General features: G+C 38.2%; 19 protein-coding genes. 3 read left to right on the top strand and 16 right to left on the bottom strand.

From position 1 onward, the window contains the following. Nucleotides 1–11: 11 nt before the first annotated feature. Both JZO83_RS11940 and JZO83_RS11935 read right to left on the bottom strand, forming a co-directional pair. Entirely contained in the window at nt 12–2,723 is a 2,712-nt protein-coding gene (locus tag JZO83_RS11940; RefSeq protein ID WP_207115876.1) for an FtsX-like permease family protein, read from the bottom strand. An 11-nt stretch (nt 2,724–2,734) separates the two neighbouring features. Next, nucleotides 2,735–3,436, bottom strand: a complete 702-nt coding sequence (locus JZO83_RS11935) for an ABC transporter ATP-binding protein (RefSeq protein WP_206857725.1) — start codon at nt 3,434–3,436, stop codon at nt 2,735–2,737. Nucleotides 3,437–3,669: 233 nt separating this feature from the next. On the opposite strand from JZO83_RS11935, the gene JZO83_RS11930 reads away from it, so the two are divergent. Further along, nucleotides 3,670–4,698: a LacI family DNA-binding transcriptional regulator gene (locus tag JZO83_RS11930; protein WP_206857727.1), complete on the top strand. Its 1,029-nt coding sequence runs from the start codon at nt 3,670–3,672 to the stop codon at nt 4,696–4,698. 405 nt (nt 4,699–5,103) lie between these two features. Further along, complete coding sequence (locus JZO83_RS11925; protein WP_206857728.1) at nt 5,104–7,248, top strand: glucosaminidase domain-containing protein; 2,145 nt, start codon at nt 5,104–5,106, stop codon at nt 7,246–7,248. A gap of 114 nt (nt 7,249–7,362) precedes the next feature. Here JZO83_RS11925 and JZO83_RS11920 read toward each other — a convergent pair whose 3' ends face one another. From JZO83_RS11920 to JZO83_RS11900, 5 genes are all read right to left on the bottom strand, one after another. Beyond that, complete coding sequence (locus JZO83_RS11920) at nt 7,363–7,713, bottom strand: type II toxin-antitoxin system PemK/MazF family toxin (protein WP_206857730.1); 351 nt, start codon at nt 7,711–7,713, stop codon at nt 7,363–7,365. Next, nucleotides 7,707–7,982, bottom strand: coding sequence for an AbrB/MazE/SpoVT family DNA-binding domain-containing protein (locus JZO83_RS11915; RefSeq protein ID WP_206857732.1), 276 nt, complete (start codon nt 7,980–7,982; stop codon nt 7,707–7,709). The genes JZO83_RS11920 and JZO83_RS11915 overlap by 7 nt, the downstream gene beginning before the upstream one ends. Nucleotides 7,983–8,073: 91 nt before the next feature. Then, on the bottom strand, nt 8,074–9,249 hold the full coding sequence (locus tag JZO83_RS11910; protein ID WP_206857734.1) for an MFS transporter: 1,176 nt from the start codon (nt 9,247–9,249) through the stop codon (nt 8,074–8,076). A 67-nt stretch (nt 9,250–9,316) separates the two neighbouring features. Next, nucleotides 9,317–10,648 carry a 6-phospho-alpha-glucosidase gene (locus JZO83_RS11905; protein ID WP_207115875.1) on the bottom strand — a complete coding sequence of 444 codons (1,332 nt, stop codon included), beginning with the start codon at nt 10,646–10,648 and terminating at the stop codon, nt 9,317–9,319. Nucleotides 10,649–10,661: 13 nt separating this feature from the next. Next, nucleotides 10,662–12,251: an alpha-glucoside-specific PTS transporter subunit IIBC gene (locus JZO83_RS11900; protein WP_206857735.1), complete on the bottom strand. Its 1,590-nt coding sequence runs from the start codon at nt 12,249–12,251 to the stop codon at nt 10,662–10,664. A gap of 646 nt (nt 12,252–12,897) precedes the next feature. Here JZO83_RS11900 and JZO83_RS11895 point away from each other — a divergent pair. After that, nucleotides 12,898–13,665 (top strand): MurR/RpiR family transcriptional regulator, encoded by a 768-nt coding sequence (locus tag JZO83_RS11895; RefSeq protein WP_206857737.1) that lies wholly within the window; start codon nt 12,898–12,900, stop codon nt 13,663–13,665. Between the two features lie 65 nt (nt 13,666–13,730). On the opposite strand, the gene JZO83_RS11890 is transcribed toward JZO83_RS11895, so the two are convergent. The 9 genes from JZO83_RS11890 to JZO83_RS11850 all read right to left on the bottom strand — a co-directional run bounded on the left by JZO83_RS11890 (nt 13,731) and on the right by JZO83_RS11850 (nt 20,671). Next, on the bottom strand, nt 13,731–13,988 hold the full coding sequence (locus JZO83_RS11890; RefSeq protein WP_206857739.1) for a DUF2087 domain-containing protein: 258 nt from the start codon (nt 13,986–13,988) through the stop codon (nt 13,731–13,733). Nucleotides 13,989–14,125: 137 nt separating this feature from the next. Beyond that, nucleotides 14,126–15,940 (bottom strand): FtsX-like permease family protein, encoded by a 1,815-nt coding sequence (locus JZO83_RS11885; RefSeq protein ID WP_206855836.1) that lies wholly within the window; start codon nt 15,938–15,940, stop codon nt 14,126–14,128. Between the two features lie 2 nt (nt 15,941–15,942). Then, entirely contained in the window at nt 15,943–16,701 is a 759-nt protein-coding gene (locus JZO83_RS11880) for an ABC transporter ATP-binding protein (protein ID WP_206855834.1), read from the bottom strand. Beyond that, on the bottom strand, nt 16,694–17,071 hold the full coding sequence (locus JZO83_RS11875; RefSeq protein ID WP_207115874.1) for a YxeA family protein: 378 nt from the start codon (nt 17,069–17,071) through the stop codon (nt 16,694–16,696). Before JZO83_RS11875 ends, JZO83_RS11880 begins: the two co-directional genes overlap by 8 nt. A gap of 214 nt (nt 17,072–17,285) precedes the next feature. Next, on the bottom strand, nt 17,286–18,149 hold the full coding sequence (locus tag JZO83_RS11870; protein ID WP_207115873.1) for an SPFH domain-containing protein: 864 nt from the start codon (nt 18,147–18,149) through the stop codon (nt 17,286–17,288). A 42-nt stretch (nt 18,150–18,191) separates the two neighbouring features. Next, nucleotides 18,192–18,683 (bottom strand): DUF5348 domain-containing protein, encoded by a 492-nt coding sequence (locus tag JZO83_RS11865; protein ID WP_207115872.1) that lies wholly within the window; start codon nt 18,681–18,683, stop codon nt 18,192–18,194. Between the two features lie 196 nt (nt 18,684–18,879). Next, the gene (locus JZO83_RS11860) at nt 18,880–19,743 is read right to left on the bottom strand and encodes a DUF4097 family beta strand repeat-containing protein (RefSeq protein ID WP_207115871.1); all 864 of its coding nucleotides are present in this window, start codon (nt 19,741–19,743) and stop codon (nt 18,880–18,882) included. 3 nt (nt 19,744–19,746) lie between these two features. After that, nucleotides 19,747–20,361, bottom strand: a complete 615-nt coding sequence (locus JZO83_RS11855) for a DUF1700 domain-containing protein (RefSeq protein ID WP_207115870.1) — start codon at nt 20,359–20,361, stop codon at nt 19,747–19,749. Continuing rightward, nucleotides 20,354–20,671 carry a PadR family transcriptional regulator gene (locus JZO83_RS11850; RefSeq protein WP_206855821.1) on the bottom strand — a complete coding sequence of 106 codons (318 nt, stop codon included), beginning with the start codon at nt 20,669–20,671 and terminating at the stop codon, nt 20,354–20,356. The genes JZO83_RS11855 and JZO83_RS11850 overlap by 8 nt, the downstream gene beginning before the upstream one ends. Nucleotides 20,672–21,028: the final 357 nt, after the last annotated feature.

Genomic DNA, 21,028 nt, shown 5'->3' with positions numbered 1-21,028 from the left:
CCTCCTACTCATTATTCATTTGATTTCAAGGCATCGATCATGTCGATATGTTTCAATTTGAAATGAGTCACGATCATCACGATCACCGTGAATAAGATCGTTAAAACAGCAGATAGTGTATAAGCGACCCAAGTAATCACTAATGGGAAGATCACTGATTCCATTGATGCTTGACGTAAGATAAAATCAGTTAAAACATAGCCAATCCCAAATCCTCCAAGGATCCCTAACAAAGTAAAGATGATATTTTCTCGAACGATATACATCGTCACTTCTTTATCAAAAAAGCCTAAAACTTTGATCGTAGATAACTCGCGAACACGTTCGGAGATATTGATATTCGTTAAGTTGTATAACACGATAAATGCCAACAAGCCTGATAGAACAACGAAGATGATAACTACCGCATCTAAATTAGAAAGAGATTCTTCTTGGTTCTTGATCTGTGTTGAGATAAACGAAGTATTCGTGACTGCCCCAGTTTTCAATAATTCTTCTGATAACGTGTCTTCTTCATCCTTCGACATCTTTTCTGTTTTGATCAAGTACGCATTTGTCGTCATCGGCTGTCCAGAAATTTCTTCATAATAGGCTGGGCTCATGTAGACGAAATTCCCTAAATAATTTTGCAAAATGACCTCCACTGTACCGTGTAGCTTTTGTTGATCATCATCATACAGCTCGATCGTATCACCGACAGATAAATCAAATAGTTCTGCCGCTTTTCGGGTGATTGCAAGTCCAGAATCTGGCAAGTCGACCGCTTGATCATCCGTTGTTTTCAAATGAATAAATGTTTCTAAAGCTTGTTCCTTTTCTGGTACCATCAAAGTCAAACTCTGTGACGCTTGTCCTTTTTTGCGTAGCTCAACAGTTTGCGTATCGATTGCTAAACGGTCAGTGATCTTCGCTTGATCATCCATTGCCTCGTTGACTTCCTTTTGACTCGCTTCATCGGTTTGATTAGTTGTTACGATGGCTTGGTAATCAATGATCGGGCCGAATTGTTTGTCGGAAACAGAACTAAGTGAATCTTTTAACCCTACTCCAGCGACCATCAATCCTGCACAGCCGGCAATTCCGACGATTGCCATAAACATCCGTGACTTATAGCGGAAAAGGTTACGATAACTGATTTTTTGATTAAAGCTTAGACGTGACCAAAGAGGCGTAATGTATTCTAAAAGAATTCTTTTCCCTGGTTTTGGCGCCTTAGGTTGCAATAAAGCAGCTGGTCGTTCGCGCAAATCTTTGAATAATACTAACATCGCCGCACCAAAAGCTGCGATGAAAAATGCAATTGCTGCTTGGATGATCGGTGGCCAATCATAAAAAATCACCGCACTGCCGATATCATAACGCTCATTGGAAAGTTCATAAATGATTCGCGGTAAAAGATTTGTTCCTAGTACCGTTCCTAAAATAATCCCAATGCCAGACGCGAGACAAGCATAAATGGCATATTTTTTGGCAATCTCTAATTTACTATAGCCTAAAGCTTTCAGTGTACCGATTTCTCGACGGTTTTCTTCTACCATCCGCGTCATCGTCGTAAAAGTGATCAATGCCGCAATAAAGAAGAAAAAGACAGGAAAGACATTCGCGATAGCTGCAATTCGTTCTGCTAGATCGCCGAATTCCTGAAAGCCGACGTTTTCTGAGCGTTCTTTGAAAAGATACGTTGGCTTTTCTAACTCATTGATTGTTTCTTCATTCTCAGTAATCGTTGCTTCAGCCTCTGTCAGCTCAGCTTCTTTTGTCGTCAATTGTGCTTCTTGTTCTGATAATTGACTTTCTTGCTCAGCCAACGCACTCAACGCTGGTGTTCGTTGTGGTTCTGGTAACTGCGCCAAGGCTTGGCGTTGTTGATCGATCTGCATTCTCGCTGTTGCTAGCTGACTTTTCGCATCCGCTAATTGTGATTTTCCATCTGCAACTTCTTGTTTTGCAGGGGCTAAAGCATCCTTGCCTTCTTGCTGTAGTTGTTCTAATCGTTGCTGTGGTCGTTCTTTAAACAACTTTTCCAGCTTTTCGATGTTCTTTTCCATCTCTTCTTGGTATTCTGCACTGTACGTATTCAGATCATCGACATTCGCAAAGTCAAGAGTTAAAACCGATTGGATATCCGTTGTAAAATTCGCTTGTGGGACATAGGCAAAGTAATCGATGCTCCCATTGCCGACATTTGCAAAACCTCGTTCCAAGTTATTGATGAATAAAGGCGAACGGACAAAACCGACGATTTTATAATCTGTCTCTTTCAAGTCGTCTGTTTCGATCGTATAGGTGTCACCAATGCGATACCCTTGATTTTCAGCTTTCTCATCTAACACAAGTTCGTCTTCTGCTTGAGGCAATCGACCATCGACTACCGTCAATTGATTCTGTTTCATGTCAGGATCATAAGAGAAAACTTGGACAACTTCATTTTTATTCGCATTTGCGTAAAAAAGCTGTTTCCCCGTCTCAACTGTGACACCGGAGAGCTTTTCTGCCTGAGCAACGTCCTCTTCGGTCAAGCCTGCCGTTGAAACGATCTGTAAATCAGAGAGTTTGCCTGCTCGGACATATTCATCCATCGTTTTTTGCATCACAGGACCGGCTGTCTTAACACCGACATACAGTAGCGTGCCGAGTAAAATGATCAAAATGATTGCGATGAACCGCCCTTTTGATTGGCGAATCTCACGAAACCCTGCTTTCAGGTAAGTTTTATTTTTCATTACAGACCTCCTTACCAAACAAGTTCATCAATTGATGAAGGGTGTTCATTCAATTCGACTGCTCGGACTTTTGCATCGTTGATATGGATCACTCGATCAGCGATTGGCGCTAAAGCCGAGTTATGTGTAATGATCAATACTGTATTTCCATGTTCACGGCTAGCATTTTGCAACAATTTCAATACTTGTTTTCCTGTTTCAAAGTCCAACGCGCCAGTCGGTTCATCACAAAGTAATAATTTTGGATTTTTCGCAAGTGCTCGTGCAATGGATACCCGTTGCTGCTCGCCACCGGATAATTGGGACGGAAAATTATTCAACCGATGCGCCAGTCCAACTTGCGTCAAGACTTCTACCGGGTCTAACGCATTTGGCGATACTTCTGTCGCTAACTCGACATTTTCTTTTGCGGTCAAGTTAGGAACGAGATTATAAAATTGAAAAACAAAGCCCACATCTGTGCGACGATAAGCCGTCAATTGTTTGTCATTGAATTGCGCAATATCTGTCTCATCAATGATGATCTGTCCTTCATCTGGTGTATCCATCCCACCTAAAATATTCAATACTGTTGACTTCCCAGCCCCACTAGGACCTAGGATGATCACTAATTCTCCTTTTTCAATGGAGAATGAAATATCGTCATTCGCTGTAATCGTTGTTTCGCCCATCTGGTAACGCTTAAATTCATTTTTTACTTCTACGTATTTCATATCACTTCCACCTTCATTCTCCAGTTTGCTTTTTCTATTTAATCGATCCCTTCTATTCTAACATTGAAATCAAAGGTTGTGAAAAAAACCTTTTTGAAAAAAGGAATAAAAACGATTTGACAAGTCTACCGCCGATACGCTCAAAACCTAAAAAGAGACAAAGTCATTTCTCTCATTTACTTCTTTACGTATTCATGGGAAAATGGCACTAAGAAAGAGATAGGAGTATAGCAATGGGAAAGAAAAAAGTGACGATCAAAGACGTTGCGAAACATTCAGGCGTATCCATCGCAACTGTCTCATTGATCTTGAATGGCAATGAAGCAAAGTTCCATCCAGATACAGTCAAAAAAGTGGTGAAAGCAAGAGATGAATTAGGCTACCAGCCCGATTACATTGCTCGACAAATGATCACCAAGAAAACAAAAACGATCGGTGTTCTGGTACCCGATATTACCAATCCTTTTTTCAATACATTGATGCAAGGAATTGAAGATTGTCTTTACCAACAAAATTTTGTCACGATTTTATGTAATGCAGATTTTGACCACCAAAAAGAAACCGATTATTTACTGGAGTTGACGCAACGCGGTGTCGATGGTTTTATCATTGCCTCATCAGCTGTCTCAACAAAAACACTTCAAAATTCTTTGAAAAAACAAGGCAAACCATTTATCGTATTAGATCAGAAAAAAGCAGAAGGCTACAGTGACGCAGTTTTAACCGATGACTATCACGGTGGATATTTAGCCGGTGAGCATCTATTAGGCTTAGGACATCAGGAGATTGCTTTGGTTTATCCACAGCAAACGCCCCAAAATGTCCAAAATCGGATCGATGGTTTTCTGGCGGCATGTAAAAAGGGCGAACATTCTGAGAAACAGCTCCATTGGTTCCCCGCTGAGTTTTCTAAAAAAGGCGGCTATGAGATCGTTCCTGATCTGCTTTCTTCTCCTACTACAGCGATCTTTGCATTGAATGATGAGTTAGCTTTTGGGGTCTATCGTGGTTTAGCGGAGCATGATAAAGTGATTCCCGAAGATTATAGCATTATCGGTTACGATAATATCGATATGTGTGAATACATGAAACCTAAATTAACGACCATTGCTCAACCCATTTTGGAATTAGGGAAAGCGACTGCTCGTTTACTTTTAGATCGTATCCAAAGTCCCGATAAATCATGGGAAGAACTTTTATTGCCGGTAGAGTTGGTCCAACGATCCTCCACTCAATCGCTCAACAGATCATCAAATCAATGAAACGAGCATTTCTTACGAACCAATGACGACTAATTCTGTTGTCATTGGTTTTATTTTTACGTCATGTTATTTTATCGTTTTATTTACCCTCGAAAAACCTTTTACTTGCGCCTTATTTTTCACATTAGTTATTTAACGAAATGTTTTGAAGAAATGTTAAATCTTTGGTAAACTGATAGTAAGTGTACTCATTTCCCCCAAAATTTGTGCCCCCACAAATGAAATAGGGTACATCCAATAATGAATGTTCGAACGAATGAATGACTACTCATCGCTTTTGTCCAGATGTTGAATTGTTTTTTTGTCAGTCAATAAAGCTTGATTTTATTGACGAAATCAAACAACTGACCGAACAGGTAGCGCTTTTTTAGCGCAACTGTGGAAAAAGAAAAGGAGTATTTCATTATGAAGAAAAAAACAGCAATACGCCTACTTGCAGCATCTTGGCTGATTGCTCCAACGTTGTTATCTACACAATCTGCGTTTGCAACAACTAGTCGGACCCAAACATCCAGCAGCTCTCTCATTGCTGAGCGCCCGACGTTTACGACCGAATCAAGTACGAGTGATTCGACCGTCTCAAGTTCTTCCACTGATTCTTCGGATAGTACGCAGGAATCCACAGAAGAATCTTCCGAAGCAGCAACTCGGACGCTAACGATTGCTCGAAACCTACGTGGAAAAATCAAACTGAGGATCGTTGATGAAGAGGAAGAAGAAGCCGATATCAAGACAAGAGAATATACTGAAGAGGATTTTCTAGAGATTTCTAAATCCGGAAAAGTCAAAGATTTAGAAGAAGGTACCAAAGTTACATATATGATCACACCTGCGGCAAACGAACGATTGGTTTCGGTCAAAATCGAAGGCGCGCAAGAAATAGACTATACTAAGCAAATGTTTACAGTCGGTGTGACTGATTTAACGATCACTGGCAAATTTGAATCGACGACTTCCCCTTCTGAACCATCAACGCCTGAAGAAGAAACGACAGATTCTTCTCAGCCAACCCCAGTCACGCCAGAGGTCCCAGATAATGGGAATAGTGGCAATTCTGGAAATAGCGGGAACAACAATGGAAACAATAACGGCAATTCAAATACGGGAAATACCACGAACCCTTCAAGACCGCCAAGTTCTTCGAATAATAATGGGAACTCAAATACAAACGGTTCTACCGGGTCAACGAACAATACAGGCTCATCTTCAAATCAGACAGCAAACACGAATCGTCCGTCGACGCCTGATCGAATCGAAAATCCTTCTTCAGAATCATCTGATTTTGTTGTCAAAACACCGATTGAAGCTGTTCTACCGACAAATACGACTAGTATACAACAAGCACTTGTCAAAGAAGCCTATAAGCATTTAGGGAAACCTTATGTTTGGGGTGCCAAAGGACCTGCTACTTTTGATTGCTCTGGTTTGACTTATTTTATTTACAAACAAGTCACGGGCTATTCCATTGGTGGTTGGACGGGCGAACAACAATACGCTGGAACTAAAATCCCAGTTGATCAAGCGCAACCAGGCGATTTAGTCTTCTGGGGTCCTTCTACCGGTATCACGCACCATGTCGGTATTTATATCGGTAACGGGAATTATATCCATGCGCCCCAACCGGGTGACCATGTACGGATCACTTCGCTCAAAGCATACACACCTAATTTTGCCTTACGTGTCAATTTAGCAGGCTTACCACGAGCAACGGGATCTTTAGCTAGCTCGCCGATTTTAGACGGATTGAATGAGACGTTCCACTTCACACAAAACCAGACGACTGACCAATTTTTAGAAAAAATCGCAGAGGATGCGCGAGAAATCGGTCAAGAAGAAGATATTTATGCTTCTGTCATGATGGCACAAGCTATTTTAGAGAGTGGTTCTGGGAATAGCTTGCTTTCTCGCTCACCTAACTATAATCTATTTGGGATCAAGGGTGCTTATAAAGGAAGTAGCGTTTCCTTCAATACTTTAGAACAAACATCCGCCGGTCAAAATTATCAGATTCGTGCAGCTTTTCGGAAATATCCTTCTTACAAAGAAAGCTTAGAAGATTACGCCGATTTGATCAAAAATGGTCTGTCCCATAATTCTGATTTTTATAAACCGACATGGAAATCTGAGACCAAAGATTTCCGTGAAGCAACGAAGTATTTAGAAGGACGCTATGCAACAGATCGTCAATATTCTAGAAAATTGAATGCGATCATCGAAGCCTATGATTTAACGCAATTCGATGAACCAAAAGAACAAGAGAAGAATGAGGAAGAAACAAATGAACAAAGTGATTCCTTTGTGGTTCCAATCCGTTGGCAACGTCCTTCTCCTACATTCTCACGAATGAATATTTCACTGTTCAATCAAAGAAATCCTTCACTGCTTTATTTATCAGAATTAAGATTTGCTTCATTTTGGGATCTATGGCACCATTTCTCAGTGAGAGAGATCCCACAGAAGCTTTCTGTAACCGTTAGGGAAACCGACCAGCCACTGGCTAGCCGCTTGAATCTTGATCGTGTCTTTCGGATGAAACAGTTTTTAAGATAACAACTTGGATAGACTAGAACCAGAAAGCAAAAGTTGATGGCTGACTTTTGCTTTCTGGTTCTTTTTACGTAGCTTAGTTCAACGGAATAGATGCTGGAAAGGTTTATTATTGAGTTAGAAAAAATATTTGGCAATTTCCGATAATGTTTTTTTCGTTTGAGAATCGATTTGATCAACCACCTGAAGATTACTGCGTTGAGATAAATCGATGCTTCGGATATGTTGACATAATATCGTTCCTTTGATTGTATTCATCTCTGTATCAGAAATTGTTTGAAATGCCCCTGAACGTTGATATTTTTCCTGTAAATACTTTGTGGAGCTACTAATTGGCATGACTAAAACAGTATTGAAAATCTTATTGTAATAATCATTACTGATGATGACACACGGACGTGTTTTTGCTAGTTCATTCCCTTTTGTTGGATCCAAATCTATAAAAACAATATCCCCTTGTTTTACCATTGGATTTTCTCCTCGCCAACGTCCTCACCAAAATCGACAGTTTCTGTATCATAACTCCCATATTCTTCCATCACAACCAATTCATGCTTCCAAAATTCTTCAAAATCCAGATTAGCTTTTTCACTAGTCACTTTAATTTCACCCTCAGGCGTGAATTCAAAAATAACTCTCTGATTCTCTTTCAAGCCTAATTTTTGACGAACACTCTTAGGGACAGTAATCTGATTTTTGGATGTCATTTTAGCTGATACTTGCACTTTTTTATCCATAGTTATTCCTCCCGTTTCTTTTATTATACCAAAAAAGTAAGGAAAAGTAAGGAATTATCTAACTTTTAAATCAGCTCCTGAACGTAGCATTTTAAGCTGTCCAACTATTTCTCTGATACTTTCTGTAGCAACAATAAAAAATAAAAGCACCAACCGGTAGCATACTAAAAAAGAGAAGTGCTCGATTTAATGAGAACTGTTGAACCAGTACTCCGCCTAGTAATGGAGAAATAAATGAAGAAATCCCCATATAAATACTTATAGATAGGAGTTGCCCTGAGGAAAAAACATTTTTAGGTGTAATCTCACTGATGATCATTCGACTACCGATGGTAAAAGCTGGGACAGTAAAAAACTGCATGAAGCTAGCAACAAGTAATAGGAATGGTGTGCGTGAAATTGTATAAATCAAAAATTGCAGCACCAAAAAGAAACCAGAAATAAAAATCAATCGCTCATTTTTCCATTTTGTCACTGAACGATTCAATAGAAAATATGCTGGGATTTCACAGAAAGCTTGAATCGACCACTTTGATCCTACAAATGCATGTCCACTATCCATTAAGAGCAACTTATCGATCACAATCGTATTATTTGCGACGATGGTTAAATATAAAAGAAAAAATAGCAAGGTATAAAATAAGAACTCCTTATTTTTTATAAGCAGATACATATCCGAAAGGCTGAATTCTTTGATTTCTTGCTTTTTTTGTTTATTTTTCTCGCGCTGTGCTTCCGGTAAAGATTTAGCAAAACAAAAATAAATGACTAAGAAAAACAAAAAAGGAGCTACTAACCACTGATAGTCATTATTGAAAATAAATAGCGGAACACAGATACTCATCACACTCCACCCTAAAGAACCAATTGCTTTGATTGAAGCAATCTCATTTTTCACTGCTACTTGTGATAATACCCAATTATCTAGAACTACTGCACCTGTATTGGATAACCCACCAGCAATTGCCAATACGATAAAATGTATCAACCAAGTATCTTTTCCTAGCAAATAAAAACTGCTCGCAAAGCATACAAATAGTGTAGAAACGACCATGGCAATTTTTTTTATCTGTTTGCTTCGATCTGAATAATACCCAATAAAGATTTGGAAAACAATCGTGGTTACACTGTAAGAAGCTAAAAACCAACCTCTCTGTACCGTGTCATATCCTTGTCCGGTCAAAAACGGAACGATCTGTGTCATCAAAAGAGCCATCAATGCATACTGGAAAAAATAGACTGCTTGAAATTTATTTTTTACTGCCATGTCGACTTTCAAAATAATCGGCTGAAGGATATCCTACAGCCGATTCCTTTCTTTCTTTTAGTGATACTTATTTCAGTTCTGGCCAATAAGGGGCATTGACTTCAATCATTTCATCAAGTATCTTCTTAGCTACTTTTGCACTAGGTACCGTTTTGTTCATAATGAAGGCTTGCCATAACTTTTGATATGATTTTTGTTCCCATGCATCAACTGCTAACTTTTCAGATGCAATTTGTTGTTCCATCAAACCTTTTTGGAAAGTAGGAATCGCACCAATTGACACTACTTCATAACCATCTTTCCCCACGATACAAGGCAATTCAACCATCGCATCATGATCAAAATTAGAAATCGCACCATTGTTTTCAACAATCAGGATCATGCGTTCTTTTGTATTAAATGTCAACGCACAAGCTAGATCTGTAATAAATGAGGCATGTTCATTGGAGGCAAAAGTTGTGTCTTTGGCCGTTTGATTATCGATGATTCTTTGACATTCTTCAAATACATATTTCTCACGTCCATCGATAATTTCATTTGCTCTTGTATACTGTTTATCGGCATGAGCAACTGTTTCATCAGCCATTAAATAATATTTCAAATACGTATTTGATAAAAAAGTCGGTTCAATCTCATGTAACTCTTTAGCTGCTAACATGGTTTCCAACCAACTCGTTTCTTTATGTTGGCCTTGTTGCGTTTGTTCCGTATACCCATATTTTTTTACATGCGCGCTTATTTTTGGCAATAAGTCGTTTCCCTTATGATCTTTGATACTCGTCCACCACCCAAAGTGATTCAAGCCAAAATAAGATGTTTCGAAGTCTTTACGATCCTGTAAGCCCATCACTCGAGCCATGATATCTTCTAAACAAACAGGCATATCACAAATATTGATGATTTTTGAATTGGGGCGAAACCTTCTTGTTGCTTCTGCGACAACTGCTGCTGGATTGGAATAATTCAATAACCAAGCATCTGGCGAATACTTTTCCATATAATCAACTAGTTCTAAGACTGGCCCGATCGAGCGTAATCCATAGGCAAGCCCCCCTGGACCGCATGTTTCTTGTCCTACAACATTATATTTAAATGGAATTTTTTCGTCTTGTTCCCTCATCGCATATTTTCCGACTCTTAGTTGCGCCATGACAATATCAACATCTGTGAAAGCCTCTTTGGGATCCGTTGAATAGCTAAATTCTATTTCTGGCGCTCGTTCAGCGAGAATGATTGCACAGGCTTTTGCGATGACTGCTTGCCTTTGTTCATCATTATCATAAAATTTTATTTTACTGACTGGAAATCGTTCTCGGTCTTCTATTAACATCATTACTAGTGATGGTGTATATGTGCTTCCTCCGCCGGCAATCAAGATTGAACTTTTTTTCTTACTCATGGTTCTCCTCCTCTTATTTTACAATCAAGTCTTCAAACGATTCTCTCACTCTTGGAACAGTTAACCCAACGATGATTTGGATAGCACCATTGCCTGGATTGACTAGTCCTGAGGCGCCAGCTTCCTGAAAATCAATAGAACTGGCTACTTTACTTGTATCTTTCACGGTAAGTCGTAACCGTGTTGCACAATTCGTCACATCAAGTACATTCTCTTTTCCACCCACTAACACTAAATAGGCTTGTGCTTGCCTTGCATGTTTAGGTAGGTTTTTATCTTGCTCATGTTGTTGTACATTCTTTTTGTTCTCATAATCCGCTTTTGAATAAAGCTGTATCTCTGATAGATCCTCTTCACGTCCAGGAGTTTTTAGATTGAATTTTTTGATCATGAACGTAAATACCACAAACCAAATCGCAGTAAATATAAGTCCGATCATAATTTGGGTGAGGTACGTGGAACCATGGAAATTCCATAAGGGTAGCCAGTTTAGCCCGAGCCAATTGATCAAGCCACCTCCAAAGTCTCCAACAACGCCAAATGCATAAGAAACTGTAGCAATCGATGCATCTAACAGTGCATGGACTCCCCATAAAGCAGGGGCAACAAATAAGAAAGTAAACTCGATGGGTTCGGTGATTCCGGTCAAAATCGCAGTTAATGCAGCTGGTGCGATCAATGCGATGACCTTTTTCTTTTTATCTGGATTAGCAGCTTGAATAATAGCTAAGCTCAATCCAGCTGTACCAAATACTTTTGACATACCTGATAAAGAAAAACCACCAAAAGGATAAAGTTCTTTAAGCGAAAGTGCACTTGTTTGGAATTCACCAATATTTGATGCCCAATAAGCGGCCATCCCACCTTCAACTACCGCACTATCATAAGCAAATGGTGCGTACACAAAATGATGTAAGCCTGTTGGGATAAGAATTTTCTGCAAAAATTGATAGATGAATACACCAAAATTTCCCGAATTCACAAAAAATCCTTGCATGCTTCTCATTCCTTCTTGAATGATTGGCCATACGACACACATCAAAAGTGCTAAAGGAATCATGACAAGAAAAGCAATCATCGTCACGAAAACAGAACCACTAAAAATCGTTAACATCTCTGGTAATTCTTTTTCATAAAAGCGATTATGCAAATAAACCACGATACCTGAAATCAACAATGCTCCGATCATACCAGTATCTAAAGTGATGATCCCTGCAATCGATGTTAACCCGGAACCAACCGTTGTTCCTTGAGATAGATCCACAGCGAAAGAATTTGGCCATAACGTTAAGATCGCATGAACGAAATAGTTAAAAGCAATATAGATCACTAATGCTTCCATTGTTGCTCGAGCCGCATATTTTTTAGCTAAACTGATCGGTAATCCGACAACAAATAAAAGCGGTAATTGAAAAAATGGGGTCCATCCACCGGCTGCTACAACATTCCAGAACTTATACCAGAGTGTGCCTGGTGCAGCAATATCTCCCATAATCGTTTGATTCGAAAGAAGCAAAGAAAAACCAATAACGATACCGAAAAAAGAGAATAGCATGACAGGTGCTAACATTGCTCCACCAAATCTTTGAATTTTTTTCATCATAGTCTTTTTTTCCTTTATATTTTTGGGTAAGCGCTTTACCTGTTTCCAGTTTACTATTAAAACGGATTTATAAAATACTTTCAGATGATTTAAAAGTTTCTCACAACAAAAAGGTTTTTTTCACAAAAAATGTGAATCGTCACATCGTATCCTAGAGTATAAAACTAGACATATGATAACAGTTGATCAAAATAGATAAATCTTTCATTTAACCGAGAAACTATGCGTATCTTACTATTAAAGGAGCAATAATGAGGACATATCCAGTCGAAAACATCCCTCGAATAAACGTATAGGTGGTGAGAAAAGATAAAAAAATGTTGATACAAGAGAGTTGCAACAGTTAAATTTAAAATCTATAAATACCTATAAAATTTGCGGTTATATTGCCAGATATGGCGTATTGTAGTTTTGAGAGGAGAAAAAGGTCGATCGATTTAGTTGAATAATTCCTAATAAAGATGAAATAGACCGATCGACGAATTTCTTTCGTTGGAAATAAATTTTGGTATCAAAGCTTTAGCAGTTGTATCGAATGGCAGAATCAAAAAAATAGCAACTAAACAGACATAAAAATGTTGCGCATATTGATGTCTGTTACAAAGCAAAGTTCCTCAAAAATGAGAGATGAATAAGGAGTGGGAAAATGTTACAAGACCTTATTACGACGTTTCAATCAAAATTGACTGAAAACGATTTTCTTATCTGGTCCTATATCACAAATCACAAAAAGCATTCTTTAACGATGTCAATCAATGAATTAGCAAAAAAATGCAATGTTTCTCGAACAACGATTATGCGTTTTTGCCAAAAATTAGAATTTGATGGTTTCTCAGAATTTAAATATCACCTAAAAAACGAACTCACACAGGAGAATATGTGTCTATCTGAGCTGGAAGGAGAAATTCTTGAAAATCATATCCAAACAATTGAAAATCTCAAGAAAAAAGATTTTACGGATCTATGTAAAATGATGGCTAACGCTAAGCGGATCTTTATTTACGGATCTGGTGATATCCAAACTTTAGTCTCGAGTTATATGAAATTACTCTTCGTACATAATGGGTTGATCTTATACGATTTTGGTGCCGTTTCGATCAACAAACAGTTTTACCAAATCATTCAACCTGATGATTTAGTATTATTGCTCACACTGAATGGTGAATCTCCTGAAGTTGTTAAATTGGCTAAGCAATTAAAACAACGAGGGATTCAAACCATTGGTATTACAAAACTTAGAAATTCTGCTGTTTCAAAACTCTGTACCGAAACTATTTTCTTCTTGAACTCAGAACTACAAAATCCAGAAAATCCTATTGCACTTTTTGAATCCACTTCGACACTCTTCTTCGTTATTGAATATTTCTTATTGAAATATGATGCTTGGCAAAAACAAACAAATCAAAATCTCTAAAAAAACGCATCTCTTTTCACCAACTTTGCTTGGCTTTCAAAGAGATACGTTTTTGAATTTTTCACTCATGACTCTCTCACTGCCTTTTTATAAATCGAACCGTCCTTTGCTCGATCAAGATAATGATAATCAACGAGGTAGCGACGTAATATCGCATGATCAGGATAAATACTTTTTAGAATTGCGTTGACCTCGTTCTCTAAGTAATCTTTATCAAATTCAAACTTTGAATAAAGATGATCAAAAATCAAACGTTTGTTTTTTTCTTTTCTGGGGATTTGTTGCAGTTGCCCGTCTTTAAAAAATCTAGCTAGTTCACTCATGATCAATAGCCTCCAATCAAATTCAATGTTCTTTCCACTATTTTATCATGTTTCCCTAAATTATTTCGAAGGGAGCAGAAAAAGCCGAGAAGGTGATTCTTCTACGAACCATCTTCTCGGTTTATCAATCTCTATTCCTAGTCTTTTTTGTTCAAAACGATTCCTGTGTACAACCAAGTGGTTACAGTATAGTAGATAAAGTAGAGAACAAAGAATATTGCAAATGGTATCCATAAGTTGTGATATGGATCATCCATCAAAACAGTAAACATTTGAAGTCCAAATAATACATGGATTGCTCCTAGAATTCCCGGTGCTAAGAAGAGAATACCGATTTCTCGACGAATCGATTGTTTTAACAATGCTTGACGAGCACCGATCTTACCGAGCATCTCATAACGAACGACATCGCTTTTACTACCTGAAAGAATCTTGAACATCAAGCAGCTTGCTAACATCGTCAAGAAGGCGATCCCTAAGAAGAAGCCCATGAATTCAAAGCCTGAGAACATGCCGTTGATCACTTGATACGCATCATATTTTTGCGTAAAGCTAAACATTCCGTCTTTTAATGATTCATTATTTTTATTGTTTTCTGCTACGAGCGCGCCAATCGGTTCAATACTCTCATGGAAATCTTTTACTTGAATCAATTGCATGTTTGTTTGCGGAAGATTCAACTGAGCAAATTCTTCTGCTGGCAGCAATTTCACTTCTTTTTCCCGTTGTTCTGGTAGTTCATAATAGCGTAACTCATCTTGATAATTGACATTCGTCGCTAATTCTTCGGCTGTTACTTTTTTCGTTTTGATGTTTCTTTCCCCAGTATTTGGTGTTTGATTTTCCATGATCAAAAATGGATTTTGTTCAAACTCACTATAATTATAGTATACTGTTTTTTCATCTTCTTTTTGTTGATAGACTACATTGATCGTTGGTGAAAGTTTTTCCACCTTCGATTGATCGATCAACTCTGAGCGATTCAATACTAGGTCATAGTTTGATACCGCATTGGTCAACTTAGTGATTTCATTTTTAAAGCCTAGTCCAACTGTCAATGCCCCTAAGGCTAACGCGAACAACATTGCGACCATTGAAAGCATTTGCGTATATTCACGGATACGGAAACTTAATTGAGACAACGTAAAGTTATTCAATTTTTTCATTGAAAGATTCTCTGTCTTCTTCAGCAAGGTCAAGAAGAAAATAATGACCGAGTGGAAAATAAAGTACGTTCCTAAAACGATTGTAACTAACGCAACTGCAATGGCCATCAACTGATATTTGCCGATATTAGCCATCATATAATAACCGACACCGATAAAGATGATTCCTAACACTACTTCAAGGAAAAATAAGAATTTGTGTTGTTTCATTTGTGTCGGTGTTTGATCGGCACGGATCAATGTCAAAATTGGTTTTTTGACAATGGAGAACGCATTAACAAATGCTGCTAATAAGAATAAAACAATGAAAAACAGCAAAGTGATCAATAAACCGTGCAAGTTAAAAGGTGTAAAATGAGTGATTTGAATATTCAACTGTGCAACTAATAGTCGATGGACGACACTTGTCAATCCAATCCCTACAGCTGAACCAACTAATGTAGCAACGGTTCCAACAACCAAGGTCTCAGAAAAGATCATCTGTGCAATTTTTCGACCTTTTGCACCTAGCATCATGAACATCGCATAATCTTTTTGACGCATCGTCATCAAAAAGGAGTTGGCATAAAGGATATAGACGAACGTAATGATCCCTAGTAATACTGAACCAAAACGGAAAATGATCACAGTCATCGCTATAGTCGAATTATTGTTCAAAAATTCTGTGTTACTTGCCATTGACTCAAACATATAAAAGATGGCTGAGGCCATAACTAAACCTGAGAATAAAACGATATAATCTCTCAAGCGGCTTTTAATTCCTGTAAGTGATAATTTCCAAAGCATGTTCAGTCCCCCTGTTCCAGATTACCTAAAATCGTTAATATTTGACGATAAAAGTCTGAACGGCTTTGCTCTCCGCGTTTTACTTCTTGGTGGATGACCCCATCTTTAATAAACAAGATTCGTTGACAATAACTTGCTGAAAAAGCATCATGTGTCACCAAAAGAATGGAAACTTTATCTTTTGTATTCAATTCTTCCATTGTGTCTAATAGGTCTTTCGCACTTTTTGAATCCAACGCACCAGTTGGTTCATCTCCTAATAGGATCGTTGGTTGTGTCACTAATGCCCGAGCTGCCGCTACCCGTTGTTTTTGTCCACCGGAGATTTTCGCTGGGTAGCTGTCTAAGATATGAGTGATCGACAAACGTTCAGCAACTGCATGGACTTTTTTCTTGATATCTTTTGGTTTCACGCCTTGTAAAGAAAGCGGAACTGCAATATTTTCTTGTGCAGTCAAGTTTTCTAAAAGGTTGAAGTCTTGGAAAATAAAGCCGATTTCTTTTGCTCGAAAATCTGCTAATTGATTTCCTTTCAGCTTGGTTACATCTGCTTGATTGATATGGATCGTGCCATTTGTTGGTTTATCCAGCGTTGATAAGATATTTAGTAATGTCGATTTACCTGACCCTGAAGCACCCATGATGCCAATAAACTCGCCTTTTTCTACACTAAAACTGATACCGTTCAATGCTTGTGTTTGCTTCTCATTGCTTTTTCCATAGACTTTCGTCACGTTATTGATTTCTACGATTTTATCCATTATCGACCGTCCCTTTACTTAATTTTTCTTTTGCTGCTGTTGGAATGTCTTTCGCTTGTACTTCCTCGTAAGAAGTAACCCCTTTGTTTTTATTCCAAGTGACTTTCAAAAACGCATCTTTCCTTAACGGTCGTTCTTGAAACCCATTGAAGTCCATTATTTTTTCGTTCCCTTCTTCTGTATATCCCGGTAGCTCATAGCGGTAGCTGGTAATCTTTTGTCCATCGCTGGATTGATCCACCTGTTTTTCACCATCCGTGGTGATTTGAACGTAATAACTTTCTCCCCCCATGATCAAATGATCTGCTAGACGGTAGCCACCAAAGACGATGATGATAACCGTACCTAACCCAATCAATAATTTTTTCATTGTTACTCCTTCTTTCGTGTTTCTGATAAATTAAGTATAGTGAACTGCCAGTGGAATGTCCTTTCTTTCTGCTATCAAAAATCTTTCACTATTGTCATATGGTGAACGAAAAAAAGAATCTGGAAAGTGTCAGTCACTCCAGATTCTTTGTATTGAGCGAAAACCACCGTTTTATCGTCAGCTTCTCAACGAACAACTGGGTTTTCTACTTCGGCTATTTTTCTTTATTGCTCCCAGTATTGATTACCGGCTGTGTTCCTTTATCGGTAATAATAGAGACAAGCAAATTATTGATCAATTGGACTTTTCGATCATCCGTAAAAGTGATGTCCTGTCCTTCTTCGATTTGTTCCAACGCCATTTGAGTCATCGACACCGCCCCTTCAACAATTGTTTGTCGAGCAGATAAGATGGCTTTAGCTTGTTGCCGTTGCAGCATCGCGCTAGCAATTTCTGTCGCATAGGCTAAGTGATTCAATCGCGTTTCCAAGACTTCAACACCTGCCACGGATAAACGTTCCTGTAATTCCTGCGCCAATTCATCAGAAATCGCTGTAGTATTCCCACGTAACGTAAGATCCTCCTCTTGGAAAGTATCATAAGGATATTGACTGGCGATGTGACGAAGTGCCGTCTCACTTTGGATCTCAACAAATTGATGATAATTTGCTACATCGAAAAGTGCTTTGGCTGAATCCACTACTTTGAAGACGACGACTGCTGAAATCTCGATCGGATTTCCATCTAAATCATTGACTTTCAACAACGAACTGTTGAAATTTCGAACCTTCAAAGATAAGCCGATTTTTCGAGCAAAAGGAATCGATAAGAAAAATCCGCTCTCACGTATCGTTCCCATATATTTTCCAAAAAACAAAATGACTTTTGCCTGGTTGGGATTGACAATTGTGACGCCACTGATAAGGATAGCACCGATCAACCACAACAATATGCTAACAATTAAGACTGACGGAAGATAGACACTCATACTTGTGAAAAATAGCGCAACTGCTGCTAATACTCCTAGTACCAAAACACCGAAATACCCATTGATGTAAAAAGCTTTTTTCTCTTTCACTATGTACTCTCCTTGCTTATTTCGTTTTATTTTATTCGTTGATTATCTATGTGTTTTGCGAATCCTTGCCATAGCTCCTTCTAATTCTAATTCTTTGTCTTCCGTGATATACCAACCGTTTTCGTGTACGCCACCTGATGCTTCTGGCAAATATTCTAGACGTGTACGGACCCATTGCTTTGTTTCGGTAAAATAATCTTCTACTAAGATTTCTAAATCCATTCCAGCGGATAACTCAAGATTTTCACGCACTGACTTGAAAACAAATCGTTCGCTTGCTTGATCGTATTTTAAAATCCCCGTATCGATGATCGGCAATGAATAATAATCTAATTCCTTTTTCACTTTCAATAGATGTTTGAACATTTCATTATATACTTGCTCCAATTGTCGACCTTCAGAATTGTTTGGATATTGGATCGTTACTCTTTCTTTGTCTGTATCATAGTACTTCTCACTCAACTCTGTCAGAAAATGATGCAGTTCCCCTAATTCACTTTTTAATTCTTCTCGTTTGATGTCCTCTATTTTCATTCGTTATTCACCCTATTTTCCCCGTATATGTACGTTCTTTCCCTTTCTTTATTCTACTATATTATTGAATGATAGGCGATTATATTTCATGCAAAATAAATAAAAAAGAGTACAACGCCTTATTACATAAGGAATTGCACTCTTCTCCAACCATTTATTCGTTATTTAGAAAAAAACAGTCTTGACAGATCAACGATCAATCATACACTTCATAGTCCTCATCATCCATCGGAAACTCTTCGTAATCTTCATCCGTCAAATTCACTTGACTATTGTGACCAGTCACTTTGAGATCTTTGTTACCTCGATTGTAAGTCTTCGTTGTTAATGGTTCATAATTTTTGTTGATGTAAGAATCACCATCTAGTGCCACAGACAAACCTTGATCTTCATTATCATAGAACTCAATACTACTATTTTGCAGGGTAACTTCGCCTTTTATTGCTTTTTCATTATCATTAAAATAGATACTGCCATCACTTACTTCTAGTTTCACTTGTTTCATGGATAGTTCAGTCAGATTGAGCGAACCCATTTGACTCTCTACAGTAAGAGCTTCCCCGGTTACTTCATTGATCGATGTCCAAGTGTGTGCTGTGTTCAAGTTGATTTTCTTACTACTGAATTCATCTAACATTAATTCATTGTTTCTACCTTCAACCACTAATTCGTCTAAGGTTACACTTCTAGGTATCGTGATTTTCAACATTGAGCGTGTATCTGTCATGTTGATCATTGCTGCCGGAGTTTGTCCATCAGCAGAAATATCCAATGTACCATCTTCCGCATTGATCTTTGGTTTTTGTGTTTTATCATGAGAAGTTTCGACACTAAAGCTTACGCCTCGTTGGATCACGATATTTTGGTGATCTGCTCGGATAACCACTTTGTCGATTTTATCGGACGAGAAATCTTTTGTTTCATGAGCCATTTCTATGATTCTTGGTCCACCTTCCCAAGTCAAACTCGTTTGGGCACCAGAAGCATAACTTAATCCTGCCATCAAACCACCAACGATCATTAATCCTAACCCTGCTCCTAAGATATATTTTAATTTCATTGTTTACACCCCACTATTTGTCGTATGGATTGCTCGTTTTGTGATGAAACGGCGTCCTACCCATTTGACAAAGTTCATCATCATTTGGAATAGCCATTTGGTGCCTTTTAACAGTAATGGTGCAAAGAAAACAGCACCTCCCGTGGCAAGTAAACCTAGTCCTACAAAGAACAGCCCACTAGCAATCGATTGTTGCAAAACAGCAACCCCTGAAATGATCGAAAATAAACCTGCTCCTAAAATACTGATACATACAACATAGATCCCAATAACCACGCCGATCAAACCAATCAGAATACCAAAAATCGCTAGAATAAAAGCTAATGCCAAAGGAACCAGTAACGGAGAGGCACATAAGCCGATAACGATCATCCAAATCAAACGGATTTTTCGTTTAGGACTTTGGCTGTATTCTGATTCATCGTCGTCTTGTTCCGAGTAATAATTGATTTTCACCTTCAAGGCAAATTGTTTTGGTGAGCCATATTCATCCACAACTTCTTCCACTGTTTTTCCAGAATCTAAGAAGTATTCTTCATAATATTGAATAATATCAAAGCGGTCATCTTCAGGGATTTCTTGAAGTTCATCCAACACATCATTTAAATATTCATTCATTCGTATTCTCCTCCAGTAATCGGTTTAAGGAATCTCTAAACACGATCCATTTATCAATGATTTCTTCTAAATGTTGACGCCCTTTCGGAGTTAAGCGGTAATATCGGCGATTTCTACCTTCGAATGGTTCGTCGTATGTTTCTAAGTATTCTTCTTGTTTTAATCTGCGTAAAACGGGATACATCGTCGATTCACTGACAGATAAACTTTCTTGGACTATTTTCGTTAATGCGTAACCGTACATGTCTTCTCTGCTCAAAGCTGCTAAAACCGTACCATCGAGTAAAACTGTTGGGACTTGGATATGCATTACTTCACCTTCTTTATAGTTTGCAATATTTTATATTTACCAATATTATATCACGTATAATATTGTTTGCAAGAAAAAATATTAATAGTTCTCTTGATCACTGGATCTTTCTTGAAAGTAAACTAGTACATCCTAAAAACCGCACGTGCAAAAAAAGGAACAAAGACCACAATGATTCTCGGTCTTTGTTCCTATTAGATGCGTGTTTTTCAATCTCCTCTAACTTAAAGCAATGCGCACACGATGAGGCTTAGCGTGATACCTAAAAAAATGGCAAGAGAGAGACGGATCAATTCTTTTTTATTTCTACTCAACCACGTTTCATTCATCTTTTGTTCCACTCCATTCTAAAGTTAT

This window comes from Enterococcus sp. DIV1298c, assembly GCF_017316315.1.
Taxonomy (GTDB): domain Bacteria; phylum Bacillota; class Bacilli; order Lactobacillales; family Enterococcaceae; genus Enterococcus_B; species Enterococcus_B mangumiae.
This window is presented reverse-complemented; position numbering and strand designations above follow the sequence as displayed.